18 protein-coding genes are annotated in these 15,625 nt (G+C 35.2%); 9 read left to right on the top strand and 9 right to left on the bottom strand.

Features of this window, described 5'->3' with window-relative positions:
* Positions 1-41 precede the first annotated feature (41 nt).
* From rlmN to DFR56_RS09090, 4 genes are all read left to right on the top strand, one after another.
* Positions 42-1,109: a dual-specificity RNA methyltransferase RlmN gene (rlmN, locus tag DFR56_RS09105; RefSeq protein WP_110395121.1), complete on the top strand. Its 1,068-nt coding sequence runs from the start codon at positions 42-44 to the stop codon at positions 1,107-1,109.
* A 640-nt stretch (positions 1,110-1,749) separates the two neighbouring features.
* Positions 1,750-1,950, top strand: a complete 201-nt coding sequence (locus DFR56_RS09100; protein ID WP_110395120.1) for a helix-turn-helix transcriptional regulator — start codon at positions 1,750-1,752, stop codon at positions 1,948-1,950.
* 15 nt (positions 1,951-1,965) lie between these two features.
* Positions 1,966-2,400 carry a hypothetical protein gene (locus tag DFR56_RS09095; protein ID WP_110395119.1) on the top strand — a complete coding sequence of 145 codons (435 nt, stop codon included), beginning with the start codon at positions 1,966-1,968 and terminating at the stop codon, positions 2,398-2,400.
* A 2-nt stretch (positions 2,401-2,402) separates the two neighbouring features.
* Positions 2,403-2,882 carry a small multi-drug export protein gene (locus DFR56_RS09090; protein WP_110395118.1) on the top strand — a complete coding sequence of 160 codons (480 nt, stop codon included), beginning with the start codon at positions 2,403-2,405 and terminating at the stop codon, positions 2,880-2,882.
* Positions 2,883-3,494: 612 nt separating this feature from the next.
* Here the strand turns inward: DFR56_RS09090 and DFR56_RS09085 are convergent.
* From DFR56_RS09085 to DFR56_RS09055, 7 genes are all read right to left on the bottom strand, one after another.
* Complete coding sequence (locus tag DFR56_RS09085; protein WP_110395117.1) at positions 3,495-3,884, bottom strand: Na+/H+ antiporter subunit G; 390 nt, start codon at positions 3,882-3,884, stop codon at positions 3,495-3,497.
* On the bottom strand, positions 3,862-4,146 hold the full coding sequence (locus tag DFR56_RS09080; protein ID WP_110395116.1) for a Na(+)/H(+) antiporter subunit F1: 285 nt from the start codon (positions 4,144-4,146) through the stop codon (positions 3,862-3,864). The genes DFR56_RS09085 and DFR56_RS09080 overlap by 23 nt, the downstream gene beginning before the upstream one ends.
* A complete protein-coding gene (locus DFR56_RS09075) occupies positions 4,146-4,628 on the bottom strand; it encodes a Na+/H+ antiporter subunit E (RefSeq protein WP_110395115.1) in 483 nt (160 codons plus the stop codon). Before DFR56_RS09075 ends, DFR56_RS09080 begins: the two co-directional genes overlap by 1 nt.
* Positions 4,629-4,803: 175 nt before the next feature.
* Complete coding sequence (locus DFR56_RS09070; protein WP_110395114.1) at positions 4,804-6,282, bottom strand: Na+/H+ antiporter subunit D; 1,479 nt, start codon at positions 6,280-6,282, stop codon at positions 4,804-4,806.
* Complete coding sequence (locus DFR56_RS09065) at positions 6,275-6,613, bottom strand: Na(+)/H(+) antiporter subunit C (RefSeq protein WP_110395113.1); 339 nt, start codon at positions 6,611-6,613, stop codon at positions 6,275-6,277. Before DFR56_RS09065 ends, DFR56_RS09070 begins: the two co-directional genes overlap by 8 nt.
* 2 nt (positions 6,614-6,615) lie before the next feature.
* Complete coding sequence (locus DFR56_RS09060; RefSeq protein WP_110395112.1) at positions 6,616-7,038, bottom strand: Na(+)/H(+) antiporter subunit B; 423 nt, start codon at positions 7,036-7,038, stop codon at positions 6,616-6,618.
* Positions 7,025-9,427 carry a Na+/H+ antiporter subunit A gene (locus DFR56_RS09055; RefSeq protein ID WP_110395111.1) on the bottom strand — a complete coding sequence of 801 codons (2,403 nt, stop codon included), beginning with the start codon at positions 9,425-9,427 and terminating at the stop codon, positions 7,025-7,027. The genes DFR56_RS09060 and DFR56_RS09055 overlap by 14 nt, the downstream gene beginning before the upstream one ends.
* A gap of 868 nt (positions 9,428-10,295) precedes the next feature.
* Between DFR56_RS09055 and DFR56_RS23700 the strand changes: the two genes are divergently transcribed.
* From DFR56_RS23700 to DFR56_RS09045, 3 genes are all read left to right on the top strand, one after another.
* Complete coding sequence (locus DFR56_RS23700; RefSeq protein ID WP_280523449.1) at positions 10,296-10,418, top strand: hypothetical protein; 123 nt, start codon at positions 10,296-10,298, stop codon at positions 10,416-10,418.
* Positions 10,419-10,509: 91 nt separating this feature from the next.
* The gene (locus DFR56_RS23460; protein ID WP_244916465.1) at positions 10,510-10,920 is read left to right on the top strand and encodes a hypothetical protein; all 411 of its coding nucleotides are present in this window, start codon (positions 10,510-10,512) and stop codon (positions 10,918-10,920) included.
* Between the two features lie 786 nt (positions 10,921-11,706).
* Entirely contained in the window at positions 11,707-12,399 is a 693-nt protein-coding gene (locus tag DFR56_RS09045) for an adenine nucleotide alpha hydrolase family protein (protein WP_110395110.1), read from the top strand.
* A gap of 260 nt (positions 12,400-12,659) precedes the next feature.
* On the opposite strand, the gene DFR56_RS09040 is transcribed toward DFR56_RS09045, so the two are convergent.
* Positions 12,660-13,415: a hypothetical protein gene (locus DFR56_RS09040; protein WP_110395109.1), complete on the bottom strand. Its 756-nt coding sequence runs from the start codon at positions 13,413-13,415 to the stop codon at positions 12,660-12,662.
* Between the two features lie 15 nt (positions 13,416-13,430).
* A complete protein-coding gene (locus tag DFR56_RS09035) occupies positions 13,431-14,276 on the bottom strand; it encodes an ATP-binding cassette domain-containing protein (protein ID WP_110395108.1) in 846 nt (281 codons plus the stop codon).
* Between the two features lie 154 nt (positions 14,277-14,430).
* Between DFR56_RS09035 and DFR56_RS09030 the strand changes: the two genes are divergently transcribed.
* Complete coding sequence (locus DFR56_RS09030) at positions 14,431-15,330, top strand: helix-turn-helix transcriptional regulator (protein ID WP_110395107.1); 900 nt, start codon at positions 14,431-14,433, stop codon at positions 15,328-15,330.
* Entirely contained in the window at positions 15,327-15,458 is a 132-nt protein-coding gene (locus tag DFR56_RS23695; protein ID WP_278250614.1) for a hypothetical protein, read from the top strand. Before DFR56_RS09030 ends, DFR56_RS23695 begins: the two co-directional genes overlap by 4 nt.
* The last annotated feature ends 167 nt before the right edge of the window (positions 15,459-15,625 follow it).

The raw sequence follows: 15,625 nt of genomic DNA, 5'->3' as shown, positions 1-15,625 counted from the left end.
GGTGAGAAACAGTAGTTGAAATCCATAAAAAGAGGGTTTAAATAATGAAAAATTCTATATATAGCCTCACCTTTCCTCAATTAACGGAATGGCTAATCGAACATGGTGAAAAAAAGTTTAGAGCGCAGCAAGTTTGGGATTGGCTTTATAAAAAGCGTGTTGATCATTTCGATGAGATGACAAATATTAATAAAAATTGCATTCAATTATTAAAGGACAATTTTGTGATTCAATCGATGGATACTGAATTAAAACAGGAGTCCACGGATGGTACAATAAAGTTCCTGTTTACATTAAAAGATGGAAACTTAATTGAAACAGTATTAATGAGACATCATTATGGTCTTTCCGTTTGTGTGACGACACAAGTTGGTTGTAATATTGGTTGTACATTTTGTGCAAGTGGTATTTTGGCAAAAAATCGTGATTTATCTGCAGGGGAAATTGTCGAACAAATTATGAAAGTACAAAAGTCACTTGATGTAAAAGGTGAGGGAGATCGAGTGAGCCATATTGTCGTTATGGGGATTGGAGAGCCATTTGATAATTTTGAAAATCTTATCAATTTTCTTTCTGTCGTCAATGACCAAAATGGGTTGTCTATAGGTGCAAGGCATATTACTGTATCAACGAGTGGTCTTGCCCATAAAATTTATGAGTATGCTGATTTAGGTATTCAAGTAAATTTGGCGATCTCACTACATGCCCCGAACGATGAACTAAGAACGAGCATTATGAAAATAAACCGTGCTTTTCCTATTGCAAAATTAATGGATGCAATTGATTATTATTTGGAAAAAACAAATCGTCGAATTACATTTGAATATATTTTGTTAAAAGGAATAAATGACAAAGAAGAACATGCGCTGGAGTTAGCTCAACTTCTCCGTAATAAAAGACATTTATCGTATGTGAACCTCATTCCATACAACCCTGTGAGTGAACATATTCAGTATGAACGTAGTACATCAGACGCAATTGGCGTTTTTGAAGAAGCACTCAAATCAAGAGGGATTAATTGTGGAGTTCGTCTAGAACAAGGGACAGATATTGATGCTGCTTGTGGTCAATTAAGAAGTAAACAAATGAAAAAAAGGAACATTGGATAAGGTTTAAAAACCTAACTACTACAATCTGTGGTCGGTTAGGTTTTTAATTTCCTAGGAAATAATATTTGACGCTACTTATGGAGAAAAATGTTATGCGAAAATAGCTGCGTCTCTTCTTCGACATTTCTTCGAGAACCGTCACGCTGGAAGTGGCCACGTCCCTTTCTTTGCCATTTCTTCAAGAACCATCAAGGCTACATTGGTAAAGAATCTAAGAAAGACTGACTAAAAGTAAGCCTTGGCGCATGAGTTGGCATACCCACCCAATATGAAGGCGCATGTTTTTTAACTCGTGTTAGTTAAAGAAGACTAACTTCATTCGCCACTTTTGCGTACAGTCGACCTACCTTACTTAATAGGAAGTCAGTTGTTCCAAAGGATGCACAAGTGAAATGTTTTTGATGAACGAGTAAACAACGGAGCAAATTTTACGACAAAGTTATTTGGTCCAACGAGTAATTGCAGCCCCATAGTGTTGCGCTTTGTAAAGGGAACTTCCGCTTTTGTTCTTTTGTCTTTAAATAGCCGAACTTAATCCAATTGATGTAATGCTTTTATAACAAAATGTTAATGATTGTTTACATTTTGTTAATTATAATGTACAATTAACGTTGGAATCGATTGAAGGGAGAATCGCTTCATGCTTCGTAATCGGGTGAGAGAATTAAGAGCACGACATCATTATTCACAAACAGAACTTGGCAAATTAATAGGGGTAACAAGACAGACGATTGGCTTAATTGAAAAGGAAGACTATGAACCATCTGTCAGATTGGCGTTAAAGCTGGCGATTGTTTTTGATCTTCCTTTAGAAGATATTTTTTGGCTTGAGGATAAGTAGAAAGGTGGAATCAACATGTTAGAACGAATTTTACGTTCCCCCATTGTGATGATAGTGATGTTAATATATTTAGGTATATTTTATGTTGGAATACAAGAGGGTTGGCCATTTAATTTTCTTATTTATCCGTTTATTATTATATTTGTTGGTTATTTCGGATTATTATTCATTCATAATAAAAAATACCCGAATAGAAAGATTAAATTTATTTCATTCATCCCTTATGAATTGAGAGAGGAAGATGAAGGACTGCAATGGATCACCTATAAAGCAACAAGGAAAGTGTATATTTTTTACTATTATGCTATTCCATTTGGGATTGTATTTGTCACATTCTTTCAGCCATTCATTCCGTACTTTCCGATTTGGCTTCTCGTTGCATTTGGGGTCATTCAATATTTGATCTATTGGTTTGAAATGAAGAAAATATTAAAAGAGGAGGATGTATAATAATGTTATGGACGTATATTATTATTTTTTTACTTGCTGCAATCCCATTTTTTGAAATTGTCACAATCGTACCTATTGCAATCATTGGTGGTGTTCCAGCGGTTCCGGTAATGATCGTCGCTTTTTTGGGCAATATGTTAACGATCGCCTTGCTCATTTTATTTTTAGATAAAATTAGAGAATGGAGACGTAAGAGAAAAGGGGAAGAACAAGGGTCTAAACGACATAAACGAGCAAAATCATTATGGGATAAATACGGCCTTCCTGGGATAGCGTTTATTGGCCCATTTTTTGTTGGTAGTCATTTATCCGCAATGTTTGCAATCATATTCGGAGGAAACAAAAGGAAAACATTTTATTTAATGACAGCAAGTTTATTTTGTTGGACCGTTGCTCTTGGACTTGCAGCACATTATGGATTTGACTTCCTTATTGCAGATGAGGAGAACTTAGGATTTATTACAAGGTTATTGAATCGATAGCAGTAAGAGATCTACTTTCAGAGATAGTTCAGTTTTGGAGTATCATTTTAATAAAAAAATACTCCAAAGCGATATCATTTGGATGATTCAGGAAGAGGCGAGAGGAATGAGTGATAATAATAAAGATATTGCCACAAATAACGTTATTAGCACGATATTAGGTTGGGTTGTAGATTTAATACTATATATACCAAGGTTACTAGCGAATTTTTTAAAGGTATATTCTAAAGGTACAACTTTAACAGACAGGTGTGTAAGTTGAAGAAGAAAGTAAATCGAAAGAGCTTGATTACTTTCCAAACTTTTTTATAGAGCATTGTATCCTTTTCAACGTTTTCTAGTATGACGTTCTGAATCATATGCAATGTCATAATGTATTTTCTTTGTCTGCAACTGCCTATCCTCAATACCGTTAAGTTTCTTCACACGTTGCTCTAACCGTAAAGTCATATCTACTATGGCACTAAATGTAACAGGTCTACATATTTAGTAAAAGGCTTGCCTAATCCGAACTACATTTCCATTTTTAGTAACAGTAAAGAATATAATATTTATAGATTTGCCAATAAACGGTATTCATGTTGTTTGGCATCTAAAAATAAACTTCTTAGGTTATTGATCTTCTCTTTCTTGTTCCTTTTTTTCAGATGACTCCTTAAACAAAACAGGCCTTAATTCATCCTCAGCTGTTTCATCCGCCATTTTAACATTCGCACGATAAGCGGCCCGAAGTACGAGATGCCCTGAAACAGGAGCAGTAATAAATACGAAGACAATACCGAGCATTAAGCGAACACTCATATATCCTTCCCCTAACCATACGTAGATAAATACACCTACAAGCGTAATTAATACAGCAAGGGTAGTCGTCTTCGTTGCCGCATGGGCACGAGTATAGATATCATAAAAACGGATAATTCCAATCGCGCTAATGACGCTAATAATGCTTCCTAATAAAATTAATATTGCACCAATCAGTTCAAATGTCACGTTTTCGTTCAATGATGGCCCCCCTTTCTAAAAATTTAGAAAAGGAAATAGTACTAATAAAAGCTAAAATACCTAAGACGAGAATAACGTCATAAAAAGCTCTTGTCGAAAAGAGCACAGAAACGATGGCCATTGCAGAGATTAAATTGACTCCAATTACATCCATAGCAATGACGCGATCAGGAAATGTTGGGCCAATCACAATTCGAATAAATGTAATAAGTATTGCGACTCCAAACAATATGAGAGAAATCGTTAAGATAGATTCTATCATTATCTCGTCACCTCCATAATTGCCTTCTCGAATGTTTTTAATGATCGCTCCAAATCACCTTTATATCGTTTTATATCCATTGCATGAATATAAAATAAATCTCCTTCTTCGTTTACTTCCATGACAACAGAACCAGGGGTAAGCGTTAGTAACAAAGCAAGAGTTGTCACTTCCCAATCACCACGAAGAATTGTTTTATATGTGAAAATACCTGGTTCGATGTTAATTTTAGGACCTATTATATGTTTAATGACGACAACACTAGACTGAAAAATTTCAGAAATAAATATAAGGATCAGTTTAATAAGGGATAATAATCGATGTAAATAAAAACGTCCACCAAAAAATCGTCGCATCATAAAAACGATAAAACTTCCAATAATAAAACCAGTAACAAGTGTTTGAAAACGAAGGAAATCTTCATCTTTTAATAATACCCATAAAAAGGCAATAAATAAATTTAATAAAAACTGTGCTGCCATCTAATTTTACCTCCGATTCTGAATGATACGGGAAAAAAGTGCTTAATAGGAAGCGCACCATTTAAATGATTAAGCGCCAATTTGTTCGTATTCTCCACCTACAAGAAGCACTAAATTCATACGATCGCGATAAATACGAACGAATAAGGATTAGGTCATTCTAGGAAACAACTCATTAATCAGGCAAGATGGCATTTATATAAACGGATGGATTTGTAAGTGTATATGCTGCATCTTGTACATAAGGTGCAATACTTTCTGCACCGAAGCCAAGCGCAAATGTAAGGACAACAAGAATAGCGCTTGGGAAAATAACTTTTTTACTAAGCGGTGTTTCTTCTTCTTCACTAATAATTGTTTCTCCCCAAAAGCAGCTCATAAAGATACGTAATAAAGAATAAAGAACGACAAATCCAGACATAAAACTTAAGAGTAATAAGATGTATGATTCTGCAACAATAGCTCCTTGTCCTAATAACACTTTACCAATGAACCCACTTAATGGTGGAATCCCTGTTAAAGATAATACCGTTATAAAAAACATCCAACCGAGTGAAGGATAATTACGTATTAAACCACTCATTTCATCAAGCTTCTCTGACTTTGTTAAATAAATCATCGTTCCTGCTAATAAGAAGAGGAGTGCTTTTACGATCATATCATGTACTAAATAATATATAGCTCCTTCTATTGCAGTAGTATTCATAATTGCCAGACCAACTAAAATAAAACCAACAGCAATGACAACATTATATGCCACTATTTGACGAATATTATTATACGCAATCGCCCCGATACATCCACCGATTAACGTAACACCCGCCATGATTGCGATCAATGTATGGGTGATTTGTTGTTCATGATAAAAAAGTAATGTAAATGTGCGAAATAAAGCGTAAATACCAACTTTCGTAAGTAATGCACCGAATAACGCGGCAATAGCAGTAGGTGGCGTACTATAGGAACCTGGCAACCATTGATAAAGTAATAACCCACTCTTTAAACTAAATACGATTAAAAAAAGTAAACTAATCACCGTTAATAATGGAGTTTGCCCAGATTCGGCAATTCTCATAGATAAGTGTGCCATATTCAACGTGCCAAGTGTTCCGTATAAATAAGCGATGGCAATTAGAAATAATGATGACGATACGACATTAATGGCAATATATTTAAGGGACTCTTTTAATTGAAGTCGAGTGCCGCCTAATGTAATAAGTGCATAGGAAGCGAGTAACATCACTTCAAACGTTACGAATAAATTAAAGATATCACCAGTCAAAAAAGAACCATTTACTCCGGCTACTAAAAAGTTAACAAAAGGGTAAAAATAAAACGTTTCTCGTCGCTTCCCAATCGTCGGCATTGCATAAAGGACACATATGGCACTTACGATATTTGTCGTTAAAACGAGCAAAGCTGCAAAAGAATCCGCGACAAATAATATGCCAAAAGGGGCAGCCCATCCTCCAAAGTCAATGCTTATAATCCCGTCAATCTGAATTTGTCGTAATATAATGACACTTATGCCAACATTGACGAGTAACAAAATAAATGTTCCCCATCTTTGGACTTGAATATAAGACTTAAAGAAAACGATAAAAACACCAGTTAAAAGGGGAAGAACCATAGGTAACACGATTAAATTATTCATGGCGATACCCCCGTAACTTACTTAAATCGTCTGTATTTGTACGTTTGTAAACTTGATAAGCAAGTACGAGGAAAAACGCGGTTACGGCAAAACTGATAACGATGGACGTTAAAATAAGTGCTTGGGGCAGCGCATCTACATATGTCGTATGTTTATCACTTATAATAGGGACACTTTCCCCTTTAAAACCACCCATTGCCATTAAAAGTAAGTGAACAGCATGTGTTAAAATCGCAGTCCCTAAAATGACTCGAATTAAATTTTTTGATAATAGTAAATAAGTTGCAACTGTAACTAAAACACCTGCAACAATAATAATGACTGTTTCCATTCTTACACGTCCTCACTAATGCTTAAAATGATGGTCACGACAACGCCAACAACGGCAAGAGCTACCCCTGTTTCAAAAATCGTCACGGTTGTCAGCTCCACTTCCCCGTAAAAAGGAAGGTCAAAATAAGCGAAAGATTGACTTAAAAAAGGTTCTCCCAGAATAGTAGCACCAAGCCCACTTAGTAGGACGATGAGTGCCCCACTTGCAGCGACTAGTTTAAAATCAACAGGGATACCCTTTTTAACTGTTTCAATATCAAATGCTAATAACATTAAAACGAAGCTAGAAGCTAACACAAGGCCCCCAATAAAACCTCCACCTGGGGCATTATGACCAGCAAAAAATAAATAAAGGGCGAGAGTTAAAATGATGAAGACAACTATTTTAGATACGGACTGTAAAATTACTTCATTTATCTTCAAGCTTCTCAACCCCTTTATTGTTCGTATATTTAATAAGCGTATAAACCCCAATTCCAGCAATAAACAGAACAATTACTTCAAGCATTGTATCGAACGCTCGAAAATCACCTAAAATGGTATTAACGATATTCTTTCCACCGGCTAATTCGTCTGCATTTTCAAAGTATGCGGATATCGAACGAAATAGCTTGCCACTTTTTACAGAAAGTGCGATTAGCGTAAAAATAGTACCAACTGAAATAGAAATAACGATATTAGTCATCTTCACTTTCCGAACAACTTTTGTCTTTTCCCATTCTGGTAAGAAATAAAAACATAATAGAAATAAAGCTGTAGTGACTGTTTCAACGACAAGTTGTGTTAGAGCCAAATCCGGTGCACGAAATAGAACAAAGAGCATCGCAATGGCAAATCCGATATAACCATTTACTAAAATAGCTGTTAGGCGAGTTTTTGCAAAGAAAATAGTCATTCCTGCAATAACAATCGTACTTGCAATCATCCATACAAAAGGGTGAACAGGTTGATCATTATTGAGTGAAAATGTAAAGGCGCCTAAATAATATAAGGATCCTCCCAATACAATAATGAAAAATAGAAATATATACATGACATAATGTCGTAAATAGCCAGTCATATAAAAGTTAGTAATACCTTTAGCCAATCGATCCGTAAACTCGAGCGCATTATTGTATAACGTATCGAACGAAATGTTGCGTGGGAAAGCAATATAAACCTTTTTAAAATAGGTCCGGTATATGTACAAAATAATTCCTAAAATAATGATGCCAATCGTCATCAACAGTTCTTTATTAAATCCATGCCATAATGAAATACTCCCAATCATTTCATTTGTCACACCTGGATATACACTTAAAACAGCAGGCTTTATTACATAGTCACCTAATATATTCGGGAAGAAAAAGATTAGCACAACAAGAGCAGACAATGTAACTGGCGGGATTAACATGCCAAAGGAAGCCTCTTTTGCCTCAACTCCAGGCTGCTCTTTATAAGGACCGAAAAACGTTTGAAACACGATCATCATACTATAGATAAACGTAAACACACTGGCAATCCAAGCGACGACAGGGAAAATCCCGGCAAATGTTTGGATGGAAAAAAAGTCAAAATCCTTTAGATGCAATATAGCCGTAAAAAACATTTCCTTACTTAGGAAGCCGTTAAATGGTGGTAATCCTGCCATGGAAAAACTTCCAATCATGGCGATGGTAAACGAAATAGGCATGAAAGAAATGAGTCCACCTAAACGACGCAAATCACGAGTACCTATTTGGTAGTCAATAATTCCGATGACCATAAATAAAGTACCTTTAAATGTAGAATGGTTTACTAGATGAAAAAGTGCTGCAAATACGGCTTGTGTATATAAAACGGATTCTACATGAATGTCTGGATGTAAAGATAATGAACCGATACCGAATAACGTCATAATTAAGCCAAGCTGACTTATAGTGGAATATGCGAGTAAAGCTTTTAGGTCTGTCTGACGAATGGCCGTAAATGAACCCCAAAATAACGTAAGTAACCCAATGCTACTGACGAGCCAAAACCAAAGTGCTTCCCCACCAAAAACAGGTGTAAACCTAGCAACGACATAAATACCTGCCTTAACCATTGTCGCTGAATGTAAATAGGCGCTAATTGGTGTAGGTGCCTCCATTGCATCGGGTAGCCAAATATGAAATGGAAATTGAGCAGATTTTGTAAACGCACCTAATAAAATAAAAATGATCATAGGAGTCATTAACGAATGATCCTTATACAAATGAATCGTTTCAATGATTTCTCTTATGCTAAAAGTACCTGTGACCACATAAAGCATCAGAAATCCTATGAGCATTGCAAACCCACCTAATACCGTTATATGCAATGCTTTTTTGGCACCATATCTTGAGCCTTTTCGCTGATACCAATATGCAATTAAAAGAAAGGATGAAATACTCGTTAACTCCCAAAATACGTACAAAACCATTAAATGATCTGAAAAAACGACGCCGAGCATACTTCCCATAAATAGTAATAAATAAATATAAAAATGTACAAGAGATTGTTCTGTTGATAAGTAATAGATGGAGTATAAAACAACAAGGGTACCGATTCCTGTAATAAGTAATCCAAAGACTAAACTTAACCCATCAAGATATGAAATAAAATTAATATCGAAGGAAGGAATCCAGTTTATTTGATGTATTAAAGTTTTCCCATTAGCAATGTTAGGGATTTGCCTAAGTAAGAGTGCAAATAGAATTGCGGGAATAATAAGGACAAACCAACCAATATGAAAACGCCTGAAACGCCTCAAAAAAAGTAAAATGAACAATGCTGCTAAAAAGGGAAGAAGAATCGCTAAATTAATCGTGAGCAATTGTTTTCCTCCTTTAGTTATTTATTGTAAAAAGATGAAAAAAGTGAGGTAAAAATAAAGTTTCCTATTAATTATATACTAAAAAAATAGGATAATCACGTAAGAAATACATTCTTCATCATGAATATGCAGTAAAATGAATAAGAAAAGGTAATTTAGTTTGAATCAATTTCATTCTTCACTATATCTATAAAATGCGCAGAAACTGCTAGGTCCACCGCTACGGATCACTGCTTTCCTCGGGCACGGCTTCAGCCTCCTCGCGGAAAGTCCACCGCTGTGGGGTCTTCAGACACGCGCTTTTCCCGCAGGAGTCAATGATCCTTCGCTCCAAACAACCACCGAAATAGTAGAAGCATGCGTATCGTACTGTTTATTAGCACACTACCAGCGAAGGAAATACACGGAGACTCCTGCGGGAGGAAAGGCATCGGTGAGACCCCGCAGTGCGGTAGCACGAGGAGGCTTACCAGCCACCCGCGGAAAGCGGAGTGTATTTCCGTAGCGGTGGGACGTTCACCACTAAATGGTACTGAACAGTTTATTTCTTATATGCAAAAACAACATTTGGTAAGAGAAGTATTCGCAGTCCCAATCTTTTGGGAAACGGGTTTATTGGTTTAGTATACCAAGGTTGTCAAGATATAATTAGAAGAATCCGGAGATTAACTAAGCGAACTGTTTAAACTCCTTTTATTGGTGCGAAAGTTTACTTGAAAAAACAAAATTATACAAACCCTGTCATATCAAGAAATAAAATATACAATTATTATTATTTTCATACATTTAAGGGGGGGGTTATTTTTTGGAAAATACTGTATTATAGAGTGGTAGAATACAGTATTATTATTCCAAGGGTACTTTGATCATGAATCAAGAGGTTACAGATTTACGTGAATCAAGACAGCAAAATTCTGATTTACCAGTTAATGATTTAACCTTTAACTTTCCAAAAAGTAAATATTATTGTAATGGAACTTCTTTCAGATAAAGGTAATGCTAAATATGCTCGGGAATATTATAATCGAGTAATACCTCAACAATGTGAATGTGGAATTTTCACAAAAATATAGGAGATTAAGATGGATAAAGAGTTGAAAGTAATATTGTGTATCCTCTTTGTTTTATTGGGTTTTTTCGTAGTGATGTGGCTAAGGTTTGCAGCATTTATAGTCAGTCTTGATAATTCATTTGCAAAACAAGACATTCTGATTTCCCCATTATATTTGGGTTATTTAATCACCTTTGCTAGCACGCCTATCGCCTATTTATTGGGTATGGATAAGTCAAAAAAGAATAAATACAGGGTATGGGGAATTGCTATAATGTTCCCAATCTCCCTACCCCTATCTTATTCAATAGGTATAACATATTCTTTTATTGTTAGAACTCCTTGGGGAACATTGCTGATGTTATATATATTTCCACTGGTATTTATTGTGGGGGTTATTTTGCTGTTGGTTGGCATTTTTAAGAAAGAGGAAATAAAATAAATTTTATATTATACCGCAATCGGAGTGCAATTGCATAATAATGGTTGCGCTTTAATCAGATTAGATTGTAATGATCATAATTGGTTATCTGAGACTAATATTAGCGGAATAAGTTTACCACCAACAAGACATGCTTTGTTGGTGGTAAACCTTTAGAAGAAAATTGCTCTTATGGCTCTTTTCATATAAGAATGGACAAATACAACACTTTAAGGTAACAATATTGTTCTATGAACCGCTAATTGAAACGGAACCACCGACCAATCCAGCTGTCCCGACTGGGAAATAATTAGATGGGTCTACTTTTGCTCTGCCAGTATTATGTCCCTTTCCTCTTTGGCTAACCACAAGAACTGTTGGCCTTGTTCCCAACAGGTTCTTTTTAAGGAGATGAGGCAGTTGGAAAGATAGTAACTATTGTCTATATTTAAGTATCTGTATTCATTATTTTGAAAGGGTCATCCCCTGTAAAATGAGTGGAATGTGTATTCATTCTAATTATAAAGGAAAAAAGTCAGTTTGAAGGTGATAAACTAGAAAACTGCGTCCATTTCATCCATGTGATTTCCTAAGTGAAATGCAAATATGACAAATGGAATAAATCTCTATATTCGTGTATTATAACGAATAACTAAAGCTTCCTTGATCAGATTTTAACTAAAATACGGAATGAGGAAATTGATTCAATCTAAAAAAAGTTTAATCATAGAAAAATACTGCAACATATCGTATAATATTATGGTATATTTAAGAATTATGGAAGTGCAGAGGAAAGGGTGACGTTTGTTGGGTAATATTAAGAGCCATATGGATGAACGAATATTAGTTTGTGTATATTATGGTCCAAATGGTGAGCGGTTAATTAGGCGTGGTTATGAATTGTCCCAGTTATCGGATAGTCCCTTTTACGTATTAACAGTAGATAAACTTTCATCGGACGAATTCGATGCTGAAAAAACGAGCTATATTGATCAATGGCGTGAGTTATCAAAAGAATTAGGCGCGGAGAAGTTTATTTTAAAAGATAATGAGTCTCGTCCAATTGTAAAAGTCATCAAAGAAATAGCCTATAAGCATAATATTACTCAAGTTATTATTGGAGAGATGCCTCAAAACAGATGGGAAGAAATTACGAAGGGTTCTTTCGTCAATGTTTTATTACGTGAACTAGTTTTCGTTGATATTCATATTGTATCGGTTGATCGGGCACTTAAAGTAAGTGATGAAGCAATGTACGAAAAAGGTATCCGAGGATTTTTACGTAGAGATGAAGCAGGGTTTTTACTTTCTTTTTCAAAATCAAAACAAAACCTGTTTGAAGGTGTTTTTTATAAAGAAATAGGAACAGATTTTAATAATGGTATCTTTAAATTTGTTTGCGGCGGGAAAAGTCACCAAGTAAGGGTTATGGAAGACCATGTGATTGAAGAAATAAAAGAACCGCCAAATATTAATGTGAATGAAAAACCAAGAGGATAAACTCCCCTTGGTTTTTTTGTTCGGATATTAATCGCCTTTGTCTTCAACTAACAACTTGTCAATCCGCGTGTTTTCTTTCGACATCAACTAGCTACTCGCTAGTTAACTTACATAAGTGCAACATCACCTCTGCCGTCGCTTGTCAGCTTGTCAATCGGTGTGTTTTCTTTCGACATCAACTAGCTACTCGCTAGTTAACTTACATAAGCGCAACATCACCTCTGCCATCGCCTGTCGGCTTGTCAATCGGTGTGTTTTCTTTAACGTCTGTCGAGTTTTCTAGTAGTTTTGCTTTTGTTTTTAAGGAACTTCCAACCATTTTGATTACGAATGATAACAAACGAAATAAAAAGCAAGATAAGTGCATAACTAAATACATATATCGAATTTAATACGAAGTGAATATCAAGCGTAACAGTGTCATCTTCTAACAATGTTAGTATTACTAATACTGGAGGAAGCGGCCATGTGATAAAGGACAGGTCATTTGGTAAAATATTTTCAATCCCACTTTTTGCTAGCGATATTGCAAGTAATAGCGATAATAGTAACCATGAACTTATTGTTCTAACTTGAAAAAAACTATGGAATAAAATAACGATTGAAAGTGAGAGTAAAGATACGAGCATAAGTGAAATAAATGAAATGAAAAATTCAAACGTATTAGGCATGCGAGCAAAAGCTCCAGCCAAAACGGGATAAATAATCGCAAATAAAGAAAGCACAAATGAAAAACATAAAACAGAGAAAACTTTCCCGCAAAATATTTTCACTATACCCTTTGAATGCACAATTGTTATATGTTGCTGCACATTATCCTCGACATTGAGCAAGGTAAGTGAAATCCAGGCGGTAATAAAATATAGTACGGCAGAAGCAATTGCATAGCTACTTAAAATGGGATTAGGTGTATATGTATAAGAAACAACTGTCCAAATAATAAAGATCGTAACTGGTGGTATAAACAGATAAGAACGTAGATAGTTTTGTAACAAGTAATGTATGAGTGCTTTCACAATATCACCTTACTATTATTTTAATGGTTGATCGGAAGTATGTGATACAAATCGAATAGATCCATGAAAATCTAGTATCTTTTTAATGATATGATCACTTTTAGATGAAACAACTTTTAATTCATATGTAGAAGGGGCATGAAACTGAAAATCGATAATACTTGATGATTCTTGAATGAATGATGGAAAGGAATCAGAATGGACGATACATTCAATTGTCGCATAAGACTGTACTGCAGATAAGATATTTGCCACTTCTTTGATACGTTGTTCATCAATATGGACGATGCGATCTGCCAACTTTTCAAGTAAAACTGTTTCATGGGAAATAAAAACGATTGTTCCGCCATCTTTCTTTAGGTTCATCAATAATCCGATCAAATCAGTCTGGGCTTTGGAGTCTAATCCTGATAATGGTTCATCAAGTAAAAGCAATTCAGGATTGTTTAACAACGCCTGCATGATATTCACCTTCTGTTTGTTTCCCTTTGACAAATCACGAATATTGGTATTTTGGTATTCTTCCATATAAAACTGAGTAAGTAATGTATCAATTTTTCTATCAAGTCCTTTTTCAACACGAGCAATGTTACCCATATGTGTTAAGTATTCAATAGGGGTAAATGGTAGCGACTTTGGTGGTTGTTCTGGCACATATCCAATTTTTTTACTCTTTTGGATTACTAGTCCTTTTGTAGGTTTTATAAGTCCCGCTAGCAATTTTAATAAGGTGCTTTTCCCTGAACCATTTTTACCAATGAAGGCAATACAGTCATTTTGGTTGATCGCCAAAGATATATTCTCAAATAGGATGCGTTTATTTACTTCAAAATAGATGTTCTTCAATTCAATGAACGACATAGCAAGGCTCCTAAGTAAAGTTATCAACTTCAATCATATCATTAACAGGGGACACGCGTCATTCGTTCAGTCAACCATTTTTTCCAATAAAGCAATTTAAATCAAAAAAGTAGCGGATTACTTTTGGTATTCTTTATTAGGAGGTGAACACCGAATGTATTATAGTCCCATTATTCAAAAGTCTATTCAATATATCGAAAGCCATTTAGAAGCGGATTTATCATTAGAAAAAGTCGCCAAATACGCAAATTTTTCTAAATACCATTTTCATCGAATTTTTCATAAAGAGGTTGGCGTAACTGCAAGTGAGTACATTCGTTATCGCAGGATAGCAAATGCAGCTAAATTATTACTTTACTCCAATGAAAAAATAATCGATATAGCTCTTTATTATCGGTTTGAGACACAGGAATCTTTTACACGTTCGTTTAAAACATATTATCATTTGCCACCTGGAAAGTACCGAAAAATAATTGGGAAATTGACTTTACAAAAGGAGGAAACGAGCATGAAACATGAACAAAAGATAAAAGGATGGGAATTAAGTGGGAGTCATCCTTTTAATTATGAAATTGGAATGGATCGGGAAGTATTTCATAAAGGGAAAGCGTCGGGGTATATAAAGTCTGTGACGGCAGGATCCCAAGATGAGCTTGGTGAGTTCGGAACAATGATGCAACAATTTAAAGCGGATAAATATATTGGTAAACGTTTAAAATTCTCTGGTTTTTTAAAGTCGAAGTCAGTAGACGGCTTTTGTGGATTTTGGATGCGTATAGACGACAAATTAGAGGATGTGCTGCAATTTGATAATATGAGCAATCGCCCGATAAATGGGGATTCAGAGTGGAATCATTATGCCATCGTTTTAGATGTACCCGAGAACAGTGCAATTATTTCTTTTGGTGTTTTACTTTCCGGAAACGGAAAAGTATGGATTGATGAACTAAAGTTTGAAGAAGTAGATGATAACACGCCGACAACGAATATAGACTTTCATGTGGAGGTATTAGATGAACCGACAAATTTATCTTTTGAGGAGGAGTTGGATTGAGGGTAGATTCGAAAAAACAGACGGTACCGATTATCATCAGTTTAGTAATAGTGGGTGCAATAATGGGGATAAAGATGTTGATAGGAAATTCAATCTTTCATTTTATTAAGGAAATGTTTTTTTCTTGACAGATAAGAAAGTATACATCTCTTCTTCTTCTTCTTCTGTAAGTGCAACTAAAGCACTCGCCATTAAAGGTTTGGCAAATAAGTTAATGACTTATTTACATACGTGCAACATCACCTCTGTCGTCGCCTAACGGCTTGCCAATCGGTGTGTTTTCTTTCGTCGTAAA

The sequence above is a fragment of the Pseudogracilibacillus auburnensis genome (assembly GCF_003201975.1).
Lineage (GTDB): Bacteria > Bacillota > Bacilli > Bacillales > Amphibacillaceae > Pseudogracilibacillus > Pseudogracilibacillus auburnensis.
Note: the sequence above shows the minus strand (reverse complement) of the source record. Positions and strands in the feature narration are given on the sequence as shown.

What these genes read in the sequence shown, in the direction of transcription:
- DFR56_RS09090 (WP_110395118.1), top strand. Translation starts at nt 2,403, where the DNA reads ATGTTATGGACGTATATTATTATTTTTTTACTTGCTGCAATCCCATTT.
- DFR56_RS09035 (WP_110395108.1), bottom strand. Translation starts at nt 14,276, where the DNA reads ATGTCGTTCATTGAATTGAAGAACATCTATTTTGAAGTAAATAAACGC.
- DFR56_RS09065 (WP_110395113.1), bottom strand. Translation starts at nt 6,613, where the DNA reads ATGGAAACAGTCATTATTATTGTTGCAGGTGTTTTAGTTACAGTTGCA.
- DFR56_RS09070 (WP_110395114.1), bottom strand. Translation starts at nt 6,282, where the DNA reads ATGAATAATTTAATCGTGTTACCTATGGTTCTTCCCCTTTTAACTGGT.
- DFR56_RS09080 (WP_110395116.1), bottom strand. Translation starts at nt 4,146, where the DNA reads ATGATAGAATCTATCTTAACGATTTCTCTCATATTGTTTGGAGTCGCA.
- DFR56_RS09100 (WP_110395120.1), top strand. Translation starts at nt 1,750, where the DNA reads ATGCTTCGTAATCGGGTGAGAGAATTAAGAGCACGACATCATTATTCA.
- DFR56_RS09075 (WP_110395115.1), bottom strand. Translation starts at nt 4,628, where the DNA reads ATGGCAGCACAGTTTTTATTAAATTTATTTATTGCCTTTTTATGGGTA.
- DFR56_RS23700 (WP_280523449.1), top strand. Translation starts at nt 10,296, where the DNA reads ATGAATCAAGAGGTTACAGATTTACGTGAATCAAGACAGCAAAATTCT.
- DFR56_RS09030 (WP_110395107.1), top strand. Translation starts at nt 14,431, where the DNA reads ATGTATTATAGTCCCATTATTCAAAAGTCTATTCAATATATCGAAAGC.
- DFR56_RS09095 (WP_110395119.1), top strand. Translation starts at nt 1,966, where the DNA reads ATGTTAGAACGAATTTTACGTTCCCCCATTGTGATGATAGTGATGTTA.
- DFR56_RS23460 (WP_244916465.1), top strand. Translation starts at nt 10,510, where the DNA reads ATGGATAAAGAGTTGAAAGTAATATTGTGTATCCTCTTTGTTTTATTG.